This window comes from Streptomyces sp. NPDC091280 (assembly GCF_044768565.1).
Classification (GTDB): Bacteria; Actinomycetota; Actinomycetes; order Streptomycetales; family Streptomycetaceae; genus Streptomyces.
Genome location: NZ_JBIVUZ010000007.1, coordinates 1 through 17,641 on the forward strand (window position 1 = coordinate 1; position 17,641 = coordinate 17,641).

11 protein-coding genes are annotated in these 17,641 nt (G+C 69.9%); 6 read left to right on the forward strand and 5 right to left on the reverse strand.

Going from position 1 to position 17,641, the window contains the following annotated elements:
- Positions 1-107: 107 nt before the first annotated feature.
- Together ACIQPR_RS21410 and ACIQPR_RS21415 are read right to left on the reverse strand one after the other, a co-directional pair.
- Entirely contained in the window at positions 108-644 is a 537-nt protein-coding gene (locus ACIQPR_RS21410; protein WP_403650651.1) for a transposase, read from the reverse strand.
- The gene (locus tag ACIQPR_RS21415; protein WP_403650653.1) at positions 641-1,180 is read right to left on the reverse strand and encodes a winged helix-turn-helix domain-containing protein; all 540 of its coding nucleotides are present in this window, start codon (positions 1,178-1,180) and stop codon (positions 641-643) included. Before ACIQPR_RS21415 ends, ACIQPR_RS21410 begins: the two co-directional genes overlap by 4 nt.
- A 165-nt stretch (positions 1,181-1,345) precedes the next feature.
- Between ACIQPR_RS21415 and ACIQPR_RS21420 the strand changes: the two genes are divergently transcribed.
- Together ACIQPR_RS21420 and ACIQPR_RS21425 are read left to right on the forward strand one after the other, a co-directional pair.
- Positions 1,346-2,251, forward strand: a complete 906-nt coding sequence (locus ACIQPR_RS21420; RefSeq protein ID WP_403650654.1) for a M20/M25/M40 family metallo-hydrolase — start codon at positions 1,346-1,348, stop codon at positions 2,249-2,251.
- Between the two features lie 577 nt (positions 2,252-2,828).
- Positions 2,829-4,274, forward strand: a complete 1,446-nt coding sequence (locus tag ACIQPR_RS21425) for a DMT family transporter (RefSeq protein ID WP_403650656.1) — start codon at positions 2,829-2,831, stop codon at positions 4,272-4,274.
- 130 nt (positions 4,275-4,404) lie between these two features.
- Here ACIQPR_RS21425 and ACIQPR_RS21430 read toward each other — a convergent pair whose 3' ends face one another.
- Positions 4,405-7,749: a S8 family serine peptidase gene (locus ACIQPR_RS21430; RefSeq protein ID WP_403650658.1), complete on the reverse strand. Its 3,345-nt coding sequence runs from the start codon at positions 7,747-7,749 to the stop codon at positions 4,405-4,407.
- A 449-nt stretch (positions 7,750-8,198) separates the two neighbouring features.
- Here ACIQPR_RS21430 and ACIQPR_RS21435 point away from each other — a divergent pair, with 449 nt between their 5' ends.
- A complete protein-coding gene (locus tag ACIQPR_RS21435; RefSeq protein WP_403650660.1) occupies positions 8,199-8,816 on the forward strand; it encodes an NAD(P)-dependent oxidoreductase in 618 nt (205 codons plus the stop codon).
- Positions 8,817-8,845: 29 nt separating this feature from the next.
- Here the strand turns inward: ACIQPR_RS21435 and ACIQPR_RS21440 are convergent, their stop codons facing one another.
- Complete coding sequence (locus ACIQPR_RS21440) at positions 8,846-9,355, reverse strand: cupin domain-containing protein (RefSeq protein WP_403650662.1); 510 nt, start codon at positions 9,353-9,355, stop codon at positions 8,846-8,848.
- Between the two features lie 230 nt (positions 9,356-9,585).
- On the opposite strand from ACIQPR_RS21440, the gene ACIQPR_RS21445 reads away from it, so the two are divergent.
- Positions 9,586-10,146 carry a TetR/AcrR family transcriptional regulator gene (locus tag ACIQPR_RS21445; protein WP_403650664.1) on the forward strand — a complete coding sequence of 187 codons (561 nt, stop codon included), beginning with the start codon at positions 9,586-9,588 and terminating at the stop codon, positions 10,144-10,146.
- Between the two features lie 166 nt (positions 10,147-10,312).
- Here ACIQPR_RS21445 and ACIQPR_RS21450 read toward each other — a convergent pair whose 3' ends face one another.
- Positions 10,313-13,246 carry an AAA family ATPase gene (locus ACIQPR_RS21450; RefSeq protein ID WP_403650666.1) on the reverse strand — a complete coding sequence of 978 codons (2,934 nt, stop codon included), beginning with the start codon at positions 13,244-13,246 and terminating at the stop codon, positions 10,313-10,315.
- 145 nt (positions 13,247-13,391) lie between these two features.
- Here ACIQPR_RS21450 and ACIQPR_RS21455 point away from each other — a divergent pair, with 145 nt between their 5' ends.
- The gene (locus ACIQPR_RS21455) at positions 13,392-16,229 is read left to right on the forward strand and encodes an AAA family ATPase (protein WP_403650668.1); all 2,838 of its coding nucleotides are present in this window, start codon (positions 13,392-13,394) and stop codon (positions 16,227-16,229) included.
- A 266-nt stretch (positions 16,230-16,495) separates the two neighbouring features.
- On the forward strand, positions 16,496-17,143 hold the full coding sequence (locus ACIQPR_RS21460) for a LuxR C-terminal-related transcriptional regulator (protein ID WP_403650670.1): 648 nt from the start codon (positions 16,496-16,498) through the stop codon (positions 17,141-17,143).
- The last annotated feature ends 498 nt before the right edge of the window (positions 17,144-17,641 follow it).

Genomic DNA, 17,641 nt, shown 5'->3' on the forward strand with positions numbered 1-17,641 from the left:
CTGCTCGGAGAACGCCATCTACCTCACCATGGCCATGCTCCTCGTGCGCCGCCTCGCAAGATCAGCCCGCTGAGAGGCTTTTCAGACGCCCTCTACTGAACTTGAACTCATGATGTCGTTGGGGTGAGGGGTAGGCCGGTTCCGGCGAGGCATCCGTCGATGAGGTGAGGCCGGTACTGGATCTTCCTCATCCCGTGGCGGATGGTCTGGATGAGGTGTTCGGGGGTGGTGAAGGCGGTGTTGGACAGCCAGCCTCGCCGTAAGAGGGACCAGATGCCCTCGACGGGGTTGAGGTCGGGTGCGTAGGAGGGCAGCTGGTAGACGGTCAGCCAGTCCTGCCGGGCGATGAACTGCCGCATTCCGTATGCGAGATGGACGTTGAGGTTGTCCCAGACGAGCACGATCGGTGCGCCGAGCTGCTGATGCGCGGTGATGAGCAGGTCGCGGTAGTCGGTCCAGGCGAAGCTCTTGCGGCCGTCGCGCCGGCCGTCGTCGCGGCGCGGCCGGTAGATCAGCCGGGAGCGTTCGCCCGGCTTGTAGCAGGTCAGCGCGGCTATAGAGATGCGGCGGCGGGAGCGGCCGCGGACCCGGATGACGGGGGTCTGCCCGCGACGGGCCCAGGTGCGGGCGGTCGGCGGCGTCATCGAGAAGCCGGACTCGTCCTCGAAGACGATCCAGGCGTCGAGCGCCGCCGCGGTGCTTCCACGTGCGGCCAGGTCTCCTTCACCCAGCCGCAGATCGCCTCCTCATCGCGTTCGACGGCGCGTCTGGCCGGGATCTGGCAGGAGAAGCCGTGCCGGATCAGCAGCTTGCGCACCCCTTGCAGGGTGTAGCTCTTGTGGAACCGGCGGCCGATCACGGTCTTGATCCTCGACAGCGTCCACCGCTGGTCCGGCCAGCCGTGCGCGAGGGGCCCCTTGGCCAACTCCGCCTCCAGCTGGGCGAACTGGGCCTCACTCAGCCGCGGTGGCGATGCCGAACCCGCCGACCGCAGAGCCCGCAGGCCGCCCTTGTCCCAGGACCTGCGCCACCGCTGCACCGACCGGACGCTGACGCGTAACTCCTTCGCGATCACCGAACTCGGTTCACCCGCAGCGAACCGCTCGGCCGCCCTCAACCGGATCCCCTCGCGGAACTGCCGGCGCTCATCCGACAGACCGCCACCCTGCGCATACCTCATAAGAGACGGCGTACCGCGAGGATCAAGCCCTGTCAGCGGCTACGACAACCCGAGTTCAAGCTCAGTAACCACGTCCTTTCTGTACGGGGCTTAGGACCGCGCCGACCTTCCGGCCAGGCAGATACTTCTTCCGGGTCAAGGACGTTCCAGAAAGGCGTAGTTCACATGCCGCTGTCGACACGCAGGTTCCGACTGCACGAATCCGTCCGCGACGCGGTCGCAACCATCACGGCCGAATCGGCAGCCGAGCATGTTCGGCAACTCACCTCTCTCGGACCGCGAGACGCCCATCGTCCCGCGGCCGTCGACGCCACTCTCGCCCATCTCACGGATTGCCTCGCATCGTTCGGCTACAAGACCGTGGAGGAGCGTTACGGCGTAGGGCGGCACCAGACGAATGTGCTCGCGACGCTCCCCGGGCAGCGAGCCGACCTTCCGCTTCTGGAGATCGGAGCCCACTGGGACACCGTTCCGGGCAGTCCGGGTGCCGATGACAACGCGAGCGGAATAGCGGGCCTGTTGGAGATCGCGCGCTGTCTACAGGCGGCCGGCCCGTTCCCGCGCGGTATCAGGTTCTGCTGTTTCGCGGAGGAGGAATCCGGGCTGCTCGGCAGCTTCGCCCACGTCGAGCGGCTCGACAAAGGGTCGGTCGACGGTCTCATCTCCCTGGAAATGATCGGCTTTCGGACGACCGCACCCGCATCGCAACAGACGCCCCTGCGCGTCCCGTTACTGTTCTCGCCTCCTCGCGTCGGCGACTTCATCACCGTCGTCGCCGACCTGCGGTCCACGTCCTACGCCGACGCGTTCACCCAAGGCGCGGCCCAGTGCGCGCGTGGTCTTCGGGTGTTCTCCGTCCGGCGGATCGGCGGCCTGCTCAAGGACGCGAGTCGTAGCGACCATCTGCCCTATTGGCGCAGTCGGCGCAAGGGCCTGCTCGTGACCGACACGGCCAATCTGCGCAACCAGCACTACCACCGGGAATCCGACACGATCGAGACCCTGGACTTCGAGTTCCTCGCGGACGTCGCGCGTGCCGCAGCGGGCGCCGCCGCGATCCTCGCCCGCTGACGGCTAGCCTGATCGCCGCTCGCCGAATCACCTTCGCCTCGGATCCCCTCCGCCCCGGAGTCGCACCGTGCCGTAACTCGCACCAGTTTTCCCTGTGGTTGAAGAGCTGGAAGGGCACCTTCGGAACAACCGGCATTCACGGTGGCACCATCGGTATCCGCGCCCTGGTCACGGCCCGAGTTCCCTTGAGGTGACGGATTGCTCCAGCACATACCGCACGACAACCGCCGGTTGTAGAGCTTCACTTGACACGCCCATTCGTTTCCTGCCGTGACCGGGGCGTGCCCGAGTATCTCTTTCAGGACCGACATGCCCGGCTGATCTCGGCCACCGCGATCCATATGATGGCGGCCGGGACGACGGCCGATGAATGCGTTCAGCGAGGCTGCCCGAAATACGCCGCTTCGCTTTCGCAGCGGGATATCCACGGCGCGTCGGCCGCGCCTTGCGCTGCCCTCGTAACCATCCGTCTCCTCATACGACTTCCGCGTCGGCTCCTTCGGTTCCGCGGGCCACCAGGCCCTGCCCCGCCGCCCCCCCCATGTCAGAACAGCTCACCCAGAAGGATCCACCTGTCGTGCGCACAAGACTCGACACTCTGTCCGTCACAGCCGTCCTCGTGACGGTCTGCGCGTTCTCGGCGACCGCGCCGTTGACGGCGTTCGCCACGGGCCCCGTCCTCGCCCTGGCACTGGGCCGCAACGCACTGGGGTTCCTCACCCTCGGGCCGGCTGTCGCGCTGATCCGCCGACGAGAGTTCGGAAAGGTGTTCCGAAAGGAGCGTTTCCTGGTGCGGCGAGAACAACGGCGCGGAGCGCTCTTCGGAATTCTCGCGGGTACGGCCCTGGCGGCCCACTTCGCCACTTTCATGCCCAGCACACGCATGACCAGTGTGGCCATGGCGACGGCGCTGGTCGCCACCCAGCCCATCTGGCAAGCCCTCATCTCGACGTTCCAGGGCCTGCGGCTGCCGCGCGCGACCTGGGCAGGTCTTGTCGTCTCCGTCATGGGCGCGGTGATCGCCAGTGGCATGGACGGCCGGTCGGGCACCGAAGCCGTCGTCGGCGACATCCTCGCCCTCACGGGCGCGTGCGCGCTGGCCGGTTACACGGCGCTGAGCGAGCAGGCCCGCCCGGATGTCAGCACACCGGTGTATTCGGTGCTGTGTTCCGCGGTGTGCACCGTGGAGCTGCTGGTCGTCTGTCTCCTCGCCCGGACCCCGCTGTTCACCTTCGACGGCGGGACCTGGCTCGCCTTGCTCGGGCTCCTCATATTCCCCCAGTTACTCGGTCTCTTCTCACTCAACTTCGCACTCGGCCGGGCGCCCGCCACGATGGTGAGCGTCTTTCTGCTGCTGGAGGCACCCGTGGCCGCGCTCGTGGGCTGGCTCTGGCTCGGCCAGCTGCCTGCCGCGACCACCTGGCCGGGCCTGATCATGATCATGGCCGGGGTGACCGTGGTCGTGGTCGCGGATGCGCGACGCACACCTCCCCTGTCCGACGCCACCGGCGCGACACGCCTACCCGTCACGTTCCCCCAACATCCCCTCCTCGCCCTGCACCAAGCACCGGGGAGCGACGTCTACACCTACCTGCGGCGGCAAGCGCACGCGGGCCGCTTCGCGGAAGTCGAAGCCGCCATACGCGACTTGGAGACCCGGGCCGTCCGGATCCACGGCGCCAAGTCTCCCGAAGCCACGCACTGGATCGAGGTACGTGCCGAGGTCGCCCGCATCGCCGGGAATCACGGCCTCGCCGCCCAACTGTGGTTGAACGCGGCCCGATTCCACGGATCCGCACCCGCACCGGACCCGCGCCGAATACGGGACTGCCTGGACCGCGCCCACCACGAATGGCGCGACACCGCCGACGAGCACATCGTCTCGACACTGGCCCCAGTGCTCCGGGCGATGTACCTGAAGGATGTGGGCCGCGCCGGAGAGATCCCCGCCGACCTGCGCGCATATCCCGCGCCCGTCCGCGCCGAGTCATCACAGGTCACGAGACCGGTCCACGGCTCCTGACGACCTGGTGATTCTCGTACGGGCCGATACCGAGCATCACGAGGTGGGCGAGGTGGCAGGGAGCGGGCCAAGTCCCCGTTCCCTGCCGTGGTTCACGTAGTCGACGACACCCGGGCCTTTGCAGGGGCGGCTACTTGCCGAAGTAGGCGTTGAGGACCGTCACCGCTGAGACGTTGCCCTGCTTGTCGGTGATGCGGTACTTGAACGAGATGGCATGTCCCTTGGAAGGGTTGCGCGCGATGATCCGGCCGTGCCTGACGGCGAGCCTGGTCCACCGCTTGCCGCCGTCGTAAGAGACGTACACCGCGAGGGACTTGAGGTGGCCGCCGGACGCCGAGCCCTCGACGGTGACGGGGACGCTCGTCCAGAGGCCGGCCGGGACGAGGCTGGACAGGTCGGTCCTGGCGCCGATGTCGAGCGTGGACACCGGAAGGTCGGCGTAGTCGGCCTTCTTGGAGGTGAAGGTCCAGCTCGCGTCGATCCGCGAGGACGCCTTGGTCACGGCCGCGGTGCGTCGGATCGAGGTGGCCAGCCGGTACGCGGCCCTGCCCGCCGGGACCTTGAAGGACGCCCCGCCGAGCAGCGGGTTGCTGTTGGAGGCGAACTTCCTGCCGTTGCGGTAGAGCGTCGTCCGCACCGAGGCGAACGTCGCGGGCGAGCCCGGGTGGTGGTCGCCGTCGGCGAAGACCGGGATGTCCGCGGTGATCTCGTCGCCCTGCCGGATGATCCCCCAGTCCGGGCCGACGTACGGCTCGACGACGGCGCCGTCGAGGGTGATCCGGTAGGTGCGGCCCCCCTTGAAGGTCTGCTCCTGGTCGAAGAAGTACCGTGTCTCGCTGCCCAGTTGACTGTCCGCGCCGGCCTTGTCCGGGTACTGGTCCAGGGCCGGCGCCCAGTACGCGTCCTTGGCGGACAGGTGCAGAGTGCGTACTCCCGGAAGCTTCTGCGGCATCGCGTCGCCGGTCTCACGGCCGTCGGGGGTCTCGGCGAAGAGCGTGACCGTGCCGTACTTCCCGGCCTTCGAACTGCCCAGGCCGAGCTTGACGGTGGCGAGGTCGGACGCCTTGTAGTGGCGGGTCAGCCCGTGCATCCCGGTCACCGGGGCGCCGGCGATGATGTCGTACTCGGCGCCGGGCCCGGCCGTCCACTGGCCGTACCAGGTCTCGGCGAGGTCGGCGGCCGACACCGCCGGGCCGATCCGTCCGATGCGCAGCCCCGCGAACGAGGTCAGGGCGAGGCGGGAGCGACCGGCGGACGCGTAGTCGTACTGGACGGACGCGTACACCGGTTCGGCCGACCGGTCCGGCACGGTGATGGTGTTCGGGGTGGTGGAGTTCAGGTCGACGGTGACCGTGGTGTCCTTGGTGACGTTCAGCCGCGGCTGGATGAGCCAGTCGACGCCGCCCTTGCCGGTGGCGGGGTCCGCCGCGTTGAGCGAGTCGAGCAGATAGGTGCCCTTCGGGACCCGCAGTGTCGTGGTGTCGCCGGTGGTCTCCGCGGTGTAGTCCTGGCCGTTGGCGAGACCGTCGTAGCCGTTCAGGGTGATCAGGTGCACCGGGGCCGGCCCGGCTCGGTCCACGTACTTCAGAGTGAGGTCGTACGACTGCGTCTCGCGGATCGTGCCCATCGCGGTACGGACCGTCCGGCCCCCGCCGGTGGCCGTGACATAGCCCGAGTAGTCGCCGTCGGCCGTGCCGCCCAGCCGCGCGTCCACCGTCACGCCGACTTCGGCCGTGCCACCCGCCGGGACGGTCAGCGTGGTGGCGTCCAGGGTGAGGAAGCCGGCGGGCGCGGACCCGCCGCTCGGCCCGGTGGCCGAGGCGGACAGGGTGAGGGTGAGGTCCTTGTCGCCGGTGTTGCGGTACGTCAACTGCTTGGTGACCGGCCGGTCGTCGGTGTGCGGCCACCGCTGCACACCGAAGTCCAGCGACGGCGGATCGGCCAGCACGGTCTGCCCGATGGCCTTGTCGACCTGGATTCGGCCCGCGCCCTGCTGGTACGCGGAGTACGCGCCGCTCTTCGCGGAACCCATGAGGGCCGCCTTGAGCCGGGCGAACGTCCAGTCGGGATGCTCCTGTTTGAGGATCGCGGCAGCGCCGGCAACATGCGGGGTGGCCATCGACGTACCGGACAGCGTCACATAGCCCGCGGGCTTCTCGCCGTTCTCCTTGACGACCTCGCTGCCGGGGGCCGCCGCGGCGGTGATGTCCACGCCCGGAGCGGTGACATCGGGCTTGAGGGCGTTGTCGGCCGTGGGGCCGAGGCTGGAGAAGTACGCCAACTTGTCCTTGCCGTCGACCGCGCCGACGGTCAGCGCGTCGGGCGCGCTGCCGGGAGAGTCCACGGTCCGCTCTCCCTCCTCGCCCTCGTTGCCGGCCGCGACGACGAAGAGGATGCCCCGCTGTTCCGAGAGCTTGTCGAGTTCGTTCTCCAGCGGGTCGGAGCCGGGCAGATCGGTGCTGCCCAGGCTCAGGTTGACGATGTCGGCGCCCTCTTCGGCGGCCCAGTCCATGCCCGCGATGATCGACGAGTCGTCCCCCGAGCCGTCGTCGCCGAGCACCTTGCCGTCGAGGATCTTCGCGCCCGGCGCGACCCCGGTGTACTTGCCCCGCGCACCGGCGCCGGTGCCTGCGGCGATGGACGCGACATGGGTGCCGTGGCCGATGCGGTCCTTGAGGTCGGGCGAGGTGGAGAAGTTCTTGGACGCGACGACCTGGCCCTTGAGGTCCGGGTGCTGTGTGTCGATCCCGGTGTCCAGTACGGCGATCTTGACGCCCTTGCCGGTGTAGCCCGCTTTCCAGGCGGTGGGCGCGCCGATCTGCGTGACGTTCGGGTCGGCGGCGGCCACCCGTACCGCGTCGAGCCAGACGTGCGCGACGCCTGAGGCGGCCCGGTCCCCGTCCGTGAGGGCCTTCCACAGCCCCGCGGCCCGCCGCACCGGGGTCTGCACGGCGTCGGCGTGCAGCGAGGTGAGGCTGCGGCGCAGCGAGGACACGTCACGCACCTCGGTTCTGGCGGCCGTGGCGGCGCTGCCCCGGTAGCCGACGATCACTCTGAGGCCGGACCGCTGGTCCCTGCGGGTCGCCGCACTGTTCAGCTCGGTGACGTCGAACAGCCGCTGGTCCAGGGTGCCTTGGGCGATCATGCGGGCGGCGTCCGCCGGGATGACGAGCGTGTGCCCGCCGGCGCTGCGGGTCTCGAACGGTACGTGCTCGCGGCCCTTGGCCGCCCGTACGCCGACGACCTCGCCCTTGGCGTCCAGCACGACGCGGTCGCCGGTGATCAGGGTGACGCCGTGGTGCGCGGTCGAGGCGGCGGCGCCGGTGAGCTTCGCGTCGCCGACACCGGCCGCGCCCTTGGCCGACGTCGGCGCTGTGGCCGAGGTCGCGGGCGAGGCCGACGCTCCGGTGGTGAGGCCGACGAGGCTCGCCACGACGGCCGCGGCGAGGCAGGCTCGTAGGACTTGTCCAGGCATGGTTTCCTCCGGAACCGGAGCCGTGTCCGATCCGGGGCACGGCTCGTTCGGGCGCTCGCACTTGTGTGCTCGACGCGCTCTCGCACCAGAGGAGGCCCGCGTGCGTCCGCCGGTTCCTGCGGGCGTGTGTACAGAAGGGCAGACTTGGCGAACGCCCGTCCGGGCAACCGGTGTTGCGACGATCCGCGATGCGTCCAGCGCGTACCGACCGCGACCGGTGCACGGAGCAGGCACCCGACGTAGAAATGCGTGTTCCCACGACCCCGACAAATGCATCTGAGTCAATCCTCGATTGATTTAGTTGCATTTGATTCATTCTCCTGTCGGCCTTTGACTGTGGTCGCCGGCCCACACGGAGATGACCTCAAGTCGAAGGAACAGACCATGACTTCGTACGTCGCACTGCCGCCTCTCGGGGCGAAGGCGCCGAACGGGAAGGTGCTGTCGTCATGACGTTGACCGTCCTGGGCGCCTCCGGCGGCGTCGGCACCGAGCTGACCCGGCAGGCCCTCGAACGCGGCGAGGACGTGGTGGCCATCTGCCGGCACCCCGACCGCATCGCACTGCCGGACTCGTCCCGGCTGACCCGCGTGGCCGCCGACGTCCTGGACCCGAAGGCGATAGCCGAGGCGCTGGACGGGAGCGAGACGGTGCTGTCCGCCCTCGGTGCGGGCGAAGGGGAGAAGCCCGGCGTGCTCTCCGCCGGCGCCCGGGCCATCGCGGCGGCGGCGCCGGCCCGGATCGTGTCCGTCGGCGCCCTGGGCACCGGGCAGTCGGCCATCGCCGCCGGGTGGCTGACGCGCACCCTCCTCAACGTGTTCCTCCGCACCGAACTCGACGACAAGACGAGCGCGGACGAGGCGATCCTCGCCGCGGGCGGCACGGTCCTGCACGTCGGCCCGATGTCCAACGGACCCGCCAGCACCACCCGGCGGAGCGTGACCCTCGACCGGCTGCCGCGACGGATCTTCCCGGCCGGCATCACCAAGGCCACCGTGGCGGCCTCGATGCTCGACGCGGTGAACACAGGCCCGCGCGGACGGATCCTGGTCCCGCTCGCCCGTTGAACACACTGCCGGACTCGCGAGCGGTGGGTTCAGTCGCGGTGCAGGTACCGGTCAGGCATGGCGTCCTCGGGGCCGAGCGGCGGGCCCAGCACCACCTGGCCCGCCGCAGCGCCGATCTTCCCGAGCGACTTCAGGTCGACGGCCCAGTCCTCCGGCATCGGATTCGCCAGGTCCCATCCCGCGGCCCGGAAGAACTCCTCCATGCCGGCGGGGTTGCACACCGTGAGGAGTTCGGCGGTGTCGGAGGTGAACAGGTAGGTGTGCGGAAGACCACGGGGCAGGAAGGCGGTGTCTCCCGACGACAGTTCCCAGCGCTGGTCCCCGGCCCAGAAGACTCCGGTGCCAGAAAGGACGAACACGGTCTCGTCCTCGTGCTCGTGCAGATGTACCGGCGACGCCGTGCCGGCGCGCATGGTGGAACGTATGGCGGTGAGGCGGCCCTCGGTGGCCGCCGCGTCGAGCGTGATGTGGTGAACGCTTCCGGCAAGCCACGCCAGCCGCTGTTCCTGACCGGCACGCGCTACATGGGCAAGAGTCACTGAAAGCTCCGTTCTCGGAATGACCGCCGGGATGGTTCCGGGCGCACCGCGCTGACACCGCCCTGACATTCCATCAAGTGGGGTGGCACCCCACTTATGCTAGAGGGGGCTCACTTCCACCTGCAACCACGGCCGAGGCCCTGCCGACGAGGGATCGATACGATGGGCGGACAAAGCACACCACCGTGCTGCTCCCCCCCTTCACCGACCACGACAGGTGCGATGACAGCGTGAGTTCCGAGAACCCCGGCGAACTGCGGGCGGACGCGGCACGCAATCGTGCCGCGATCATCACGGCAGCGGGCGCGGTGTTCCGGCGGGACGGCGCCGCCGCTTCCCTGGAGGAGATCGCGCGCCTGGCCAAGGTGGGATCGGCGACGCTGCACCGCCGCTTCCCCAGCCGTCAGTCGCTGCTCGACGCCGTGTTCCTGGACGACGTCATCCGGCTGTGCGACGAGGGCCGCGAAATCGCGGTGACCGTTCCGGGAGCCGATGCCCTGTGGCACTGGCTCGAACGCGTCGCGGTCCACTGCGCCGCCGACGACGCTCTGTCGAAGCTGATCCGCGGCGGGGCCGCCACCGCGACGTCCCAGGGCGAGTCCTTCGCCCTCCTCCAGGAGACCGGCGAGGCACTCCTGCGCCCCGCCGTGACGGCCGGGTCCGCGCGCGCCGACATCCCGATCGGCGAACTGCTCCTGCTCGTCAACGCGATCGCCGACGCGGCCGCGAACACAGGAGGCGACGTACTCCGTCTGCTCGCCGTCGTCCGGGAGGGCGCTGTGCCCCGCTGAGAGAACCGCACCGGACTGAAGTCCCGTACCGGTCCGTCACCCTCCTCCAACTCGCCCGTATTGTGCGCTTTTGGAGCCGACGACATCGACGATGTCCGCGTGCCGAGCCCGGAATTCCCGTGCTCGGCGAGAGTGAGGACCACTGGGTGGCGGCCCGCCTAAGCAGTCAGTGCCACCCGGTGAGCACGGCGGTGACGACCTCGGTACGGGACTTCAGTCCGGTGCGGACGAACAGCCGCGTCAGACGGTTGGCCACCGCGTCCTCGCTCAGTCGTAGAACGGTCGCGATCTGGCGGTTGCTGAGTCCTTCGGCGATCAATGTCGCCAGCAAATGCTCGCTCTCTGCGGTGGCCTGCTTGCGTCCGGGGACGGAGAGTCCGGCCTCGCGCAAGGCGTTCCGGGTGCGGAACCGCCAGAGAGCGGCACCGGTCACGCCGAACAGTTCGTACGCCTCGTGCAACAGTCCGTCCTGGTCCGGGTCGAGTTCCGCGGCGGTGAGGAAAGCGACCGCCGTCTCGAACGGCTGCTCTCTGAGCCGGGCCAGTTCCACCGCGTCGCGCAGTCGCTCCCGCACGGTGCCGTGCGCCGTGGGACCGGTCTGCCGCAGGACCCTGGCCGACGCGAGCAGGGACAGCAGCTGCGGCCTTCCGCCGCCCATCCTGTCCGCGACCTGATCCAGCTGTTCCAGGCACTCGGCCGCCTCGACGCCACGCCCCGTCTGTACGAGCAGTTCGGCGAGCGGTGCCCAGAGTTCCTCGGTTCCCTGGATCTGTCCGCGGGCGTCGGCCACCGTCAGTGCCCGTCGCAGCCTCTCCTCGGCGCCGGCCAGGTCCCCGAGCGTCCGGAGCACTTCCGCCTCGGCGCCGTCCAGGGCGTATTCGGGCGGTCCCTCGCCATTGACCCGCACGCTGTTGATGAGGCGACCCGCGCTCGTGGGGCGGCCACGGGCCAGGAGAATGGCCGCAGTTCGCGCGGGAAGCAGCCAGTGGTCCGCCGTCGGTATGACGACCTGGTTCTCCGCCAGCATGCGCCGCGCCGACTCCAACGCCTCCTCCCACCGCCCGCGGAGGTGGTTCCAGAGGAACCGGTTGACGGGTGGCAGCGTGTCGGCGGGAATACCCGACGCGGCCAGCAGTCTCTCGGCCGTGGTCAGGTCGGAGCAGTTCAGCATCCTGTCGAAATGAGAGAGGCTGTGCGTGTATGCCTTGTCGGGTGGCACGTCGGTCAATTCGTAGGGGGCCAGAAGGCTCATGAGCCGCTCCGGTCGGCCGATCGCGCATTCCGCGGAGGACCGGAACAGCTCGATCGCCGCGCGGGCGTGGACGTCTGCGCCCCACTCTTCGGCCGTCCTGTCGCACAGCTCGACCGCCTCCGGCCACCTCGCCAGCCGGCAGAGGGCGAGGACCTGGCCGGCCACGGCGGCCTCGGTCGGCAGGGGCAGTTCGTCCCACCACCGCGCTTCGGCCATGCGCGAGAGGGCTTGCCAGTCCTCGTTGTTGCAGGCCGTCGCGACGACGAGGCAGGCCGCCTCCTGCAACTCCAGTGCGGTGAGGGTACCGGCGGTGTTGGGCAGCAGCGATTCCCCGATGCGGCGTGCGGTCGTGTAGTCACCCACGCGGTAAGCGGCTCTGGCGTACAAGCGCAGGACCTCCACGCCGACGGCGGGGTCCACGGCGAGATGCGCGGCGGCCTGGAGCCAGCGGAGCCCCGTGCGCTCCGTCAGACCGCGGCGCAGGCCGTCCGCGGCGACCGTCAGTTCGTGGATCGCGCGCTCGCGGTCGACGAGACTGCCCGCGTCCACGATCCGTTCCGGCAGGTAGGTCGTGTGGTCCGCCTCGTCGAGCAGTTCCGGGAGCGGGTCGCGGTGGGGCGTGGCCTCCGCGGCGTCCCGGGCCGCCCAGAGGACTTCGACCGCGGCGGTGGACACCCGGCCGCGCAGCGGCCCCATCCGTTCCCGGACGGTGTGCTCGGTCAGCGGGACGCGGAACGTCCAGCCCCTGGTCCCGGAGCCGTCGGCGTCGGGCAGTTCGTCGAGGACCTCGGCCTCCACCAGGTCACGGATGCTGTCGACGACGGCGTCGGGTGCCAGCCCCGTCGATGAGGCGACCAGGTCGGGAACCGCCCGGCCCAGCGGCCACAGGACGCTCAAGGCGGCGGCCACCGTCCCGCACGGTTCGCCCAGCGTGTCCAGCGCCGTGACGAACCGATCGTCGTCCGGGAGAACGGGAGTTGGTGTACCTGCGGCCAGGAATGCGTGCCCGTCGGCCACTCTGATGGCCTCTTGCCGTGTCCACTCCGCGAGCAGCGCGTCGATCGCGCCGGGAACCCCTCGGGTCAACGGGTGGATCCGCCTGGCGAGGCCGGTGTCGGGCGCGGCCCGCAGCCTCCGGACCACCATGGCGATCGTCTCGTCCGGACCGAGCCTGGGCAGGAGGACCGTACGGGCCCACGGGACCCGCCCGAGCCGTTCCAACGCGGCCTCACCGGTCTCGCAGGTCTCGCCGGTTTCATCGCCCCTTCGCGTCCTGCACGGCCCCGCAGAACACGTGGTGGCGAGCAGCAGCCCGACGTGGGGCTCGGCCGCCGGGGCGACCTCGCCGAGCACGTCCAGTGAGTCGGCGTCGGCGTGCTGGGCGTCGTCGACGGTCACGACCACGGGCGTGGCTCCGGACCGGGTCAGGGCGGCGGTGAGCAACGACGCCATGGCCTTACGGTCGCGCCGGTCGGCCGCGTGGACGGCCTCCGCGACGAGGTGCCCCGGCGAACCCTGCCGCAGCGCGGTGGGCCGCTGCCGCTCCAGTGCCATCACCAGCCGCAGTGCGAAGAGCAGCGGCCGGTCGCCGTCGCCGTTCACGCAGACCGCCGTGAGGACGGTGGTCCCTTCGGCCCGCAGGCGTTCGCCCACGAGGCGCAGCAACGCGCTTCGCCCGGAGCCGCGTTCACCGCGGACGAGCACCGCGCGCGGTCCGTCCGGGTCGTGCAGGAAGTCGTGGATCTCGTGCAACTCCCGCTGGCGTCCCACCAGTTCGTCGGCGGATCGATGGATGATCGCGGTCGTGCCACCACGAACCAACCAGGCGGACATGGACTGATCAGTCATGCTCGATCGTGCTCTCGTAGATGACATGTGTCCGGCGATCGACACCCTGGCGCAGCGGCCCTCTCCGACCGTAAGCGCTCCCGGGATGTGGCAAGCCGTGGTCCATTATCGTCATGAACGGAGTCGGCCGTACGGAGGAAATGTCATGCACGATCATGGACCGGTCATCGGCAGAGATGACGAAGTCCGTGACGTGGCAAGGACGTTGTGCTCGACGGGCGCCTCCGCGCGGACGCTGTTGATCACCGGAGCGGCCGGAACCGGCAAGACCGCCCTGCTGGAACAAGCTCAGCGGGCCGCCATCGCCCAAGGCTTCAGGATTCTCTCGCTGGCGTGCGGCGACGGGGGGACGGTCGGAGGGTCCGCGCTGGCCGACGCGCTTCTGGGCGGGCTGCGCCGGATACACCCGGGGCGGCTCCCGGCGGTCGGGGCGGAGGCTCAGCGGGCAAGGCAGCGCTCGGCGGGCGGCGACGCGGAGCTGGCGCTGCTGTCCACCCTCGGGAGACTGCTCACGGACGTGGCCCGGCACAGGCCCTTCGCGCTGGTCGCAGACGGCATCGAACGACTGCCCCGGCCCACGGCCTCGGCCTTGTGGGTGTTGTTACGGATGTTCCGGCCGCTCGGGGTACCGGTGGTGCTGGCCGGCAGGCCGATGAGCACGAGGGACGGCGGGGAAGCCGTATCGGCCGCCGCCGACCGGGTCCTCCGGCTCCGGCCACTGACCCCTGCCGACATCGAGGCGCTTGCCGTACGACGGTTCGGCTGCAACGTCGAACCAGCACTGGTCTCAACGGTACTGAGCGCTCTGGGCCCACTGGCCGGCAATCCCCGGGCCGTGCTGTCGGTGCTCGACTCCCTGAGCGAACGCGACGAACTCCTCGAACTCGACGGCCACCTCGGCTTCGCCGGACCCGAGCCGGACCTGCGCCTCACCACCGACCTGGCGGAGCTGGGCGATCTGTGCTGGCCGACCACTCCACCGGACGCGCTCACCTTCGAGGTGGCGGCCGGACTGGCCCGGATCGCGGTGCGTGCCGATGTGCGGCTCGACGACTGGTTCCGGCTGATGCCGCATACCGCGGCGGCGGACAGCGCCATCGAACGCACACTGGACCGGCTGGTCAGGGAGCGGGTGGTGACCCTGGGCCGGGACGGCAGGACGTCCTTCGCGGTCCCGGCGCTCGCGGCGTCCTTGTGCACGCTGTTCCTCGGCACCGACAACGACAAGTCGCCGTTCCACGCCCGGATCACGACGACGGTGATCGACCGCCTCGGAGCCGGAAAGACCGGGGCAGGTCACCCCCGGCTGATCGATCACGTGGCGGCGGCCGGGTCACGGCTGGACGACTCGCTGGCGGTGCCCGTGCTGCTCGCGGCGGCCCGCAGAGGCGCCGGGGCCGACTGGTCCCGGTCGGTCCGGGGCTACGCCCTGGCGCTTCGGCGTCTGGCACCGGACGATCCACGGACCGTCGGAACTCTCCGCAGATCCGCGGAACTGAGCCTGCGGCACGCCGATCACTCGGGCGCCCTCGCCCTCGGTGCACCCCTGCGCGCATGCCTGAAGACGGCATCCACCGAGGAGGACCGGACCGACCTGGAATTCGTCGCGCGAGTCTGGGCGCTTGCGGCACTCCACGAGCACCGTTCCCCGTACGCCGACGACGCCGGTCCCGATGACCTGGAGATCCTGCGCCAGGTCCCCGCAGCGGCCGAACTGGCTTCGCTGGGCCCCTTGTTCGGGGCAGCACCCCTACCGCAGGAACCGTTACCGGGCACCGACCCGATGGTGTCCGGAGCGGCGGATCCGGTGTCCGGCTCCGGGCCCCTGCCGTCTTCGGCGGAGGTACGTCTGCTGGCCGCCGCGGTGGGAGACGACGTCGGTTTCCACCGGGCGTCCAGGGCTCTGCCGCAGGGCTGCGTCAGCACCGAGGCACTTGACCGACTGCGGAACGCTGCCGCCTACGGTGACCTGGCCGGGGCGCTGGCGGCGGTGCTGGGATCCCGGTACACCGGGGCGGGGAACAGTCCGGCCGCCGGATATCAAGCGATGGTGCGTCACTACCTGGCGGGTGACTGGGACGCGGCCTTGGCGTCGGCCCGTCGGCTGGAGGCACACGGCAGGTCCGGCAGTCCGGCGGGAGCCGTGCAGGCGGCCCGGGCGCTGGCGTCCGAGATCCACTGCATACGCGGGCAGACACAGCGGGCCACCGCGTGGCTGGAGCGAGTGCCCGGCACCTTCGCTCATCCCCACTTCGCGTCGGTGCGGCTGAAGTTGCGCTTCTTGACCGGCTCGAAGGAGCAGGCCTTGGAGCAGGCGTGGCAGGAGGTGCGCAGGGCCGGACTAAACGGTCTCTCGGCGGGCATCGAGAGAGTGCTCGTGCGCATCCTGATGTCCGCCATGTCGAGGAACCTGCCGGGCATCGCGCGCGAGTCGTTGGACGAGCTGGAGAAACTGCACGGACGGATGGCCTCCCCCATGGCGTACGAGGCGGTCCTCCTTGCCCGAGGCATCGTGTACGCCGACGCGGACAGCGCGCTGGAAGCCCGGCGGCTGGTGGACGCCCGAGGTGACGTCTACCTGGGTCTGCTCTGCGTCATGAGCCTGGCGAATGTCACCGACGAGCCCGCGCGCTGGCTGACCGAGTTCACGCGCAAGGGGCACATCGTCGGGGTCGGCCCTGCCATCCGCGCGGCCGTGGCGAACACGGCCAAGAAGAAGAACGTCTCGCTGCCGAAGCCACGCACGGCCAAGGCCGCATGGCACGAAACGGATGTCAGGCTGGCCGACATGGTCAGTCAGGGCGCGACCAACCGGCAGATGGCGGCCCGGTTGAACTGCAGTGTGAAGACCGTGGAGCAGCGGCTGACGCGGCTGTTCCAACGCACCGGATGCCGCTCCCGCTCGGAACTGGCCGCCTCTTGGCTCAACGGAAACCTGGCGGGGCTCGGATCGGTGCCGGCCGCCAGACAAGGCGCACGGTGACGGCCGACCGCACGTGTCGGCGCCCGTTCCGCTCGCCTCGGTGAAGGTGTAGTACCTGACGGCGGTCGGCCACCTCCGTGAAAACCGCACCCACCCACGCGCCGTAGGCGTGCCGCGCCAGGCGATCGAATCGCGGCCGTGCGCACCTCCATTCGCCCCAGGTTTCCCTGTGGTTATCGATGAGCGACCTCACGCGACGGCCGGCCGGTTTCACGGCTGGCACCATCGGCTCGAACCTGTCCAGGACCTTCCTCGGGGGAAGACCTATGCCTGAGCACGCACTCACGAAATCGGTGGGCGTGGCCGTCTACTCGCTCGACCCTCTTGAGCGCGCCGCCCTCGCCGACTTCCTGACCCTCGATGCGCGGCTGCACGAGGTCCCGTGGACCAGGGCACGGGAAGCCGATGCGGTCGTCATGGCGATGGACACGGCGGACGACTCCGTCCTCGGTCTGCTGCCCGCCGTCTGCCACAGGCCGGACGCCTGCTTCCTGCTGCTGGTGAGGGCATGGGACGCCGACGTGTCCGTGGCGCACCAACGAGGCGTCCGCGCCGTCCTGCGGCGGGGACGGTGCACCGCGCGGGATCTGGCCGCCGCCGTGCACACGGCGGTCGAGCGTGACAGCGGCCTCCTGCCCGTCTTTCAGAGCGGGCTGCCAGGACCCGAACCGCAGACCTCGGCAGCCGAGTCACCCGGCGTGTCCGCCCGGAGCCGTACCGCCTCGAAGATGAGTCCTCGCGAACTCGCCGTTCTGGGGCTGATCGCCGAAGGCAGGCAGATCAGTGAGATCGCGACGGAACTCTCCTACTCCGAGCGCACGGTGAAGTACGTCCTGTACGGAGCGATGAAGCGCCTCGGCGTACGCAGCCGCCCGCACGCGGTGTCCTACGCCATCAGGGCCGGACTGATCTGAGCCGATCCGGACCGGACTCACGGGAGCTTCCTGTCCACCGGCCGGAAGAACACCGCATGAGGTCCACGGACGCGGCGCACGCCCCAGAGGCATCTCGCTTCCCCACTTGATGATCCGAACAGGGAACACCCGCCCGGGGACGGGATCAAGGATGGCGACGCCGCACCTGTGAACCACCAGTACCGCGGCAGGAATCCGCAGGTCATGATCGGCACGCCCACCGATCGCCTGGTGCGATCGGTGGCGATCAGTATTCGGCATTGGACGCAGAGTGCCCTCGTCCTTCATGCTCAGAGGCATGTTCAGGCCTGTGATTGCGACGGAGTCCCGCCGGGGTACGGCCTGTGACGTCGCGTGCCGCCATGGACACCGCGGTCACCTGACGAACCGTCTGACCCAGTGCCGAGTCGTGGACTTCGGCCGGGTCAAGTCGACCGGCTGTCGCTGAACCGACCCGCACGTCGCACCGCTCGGCACCGCCGCACCGCTCGGCTCCGC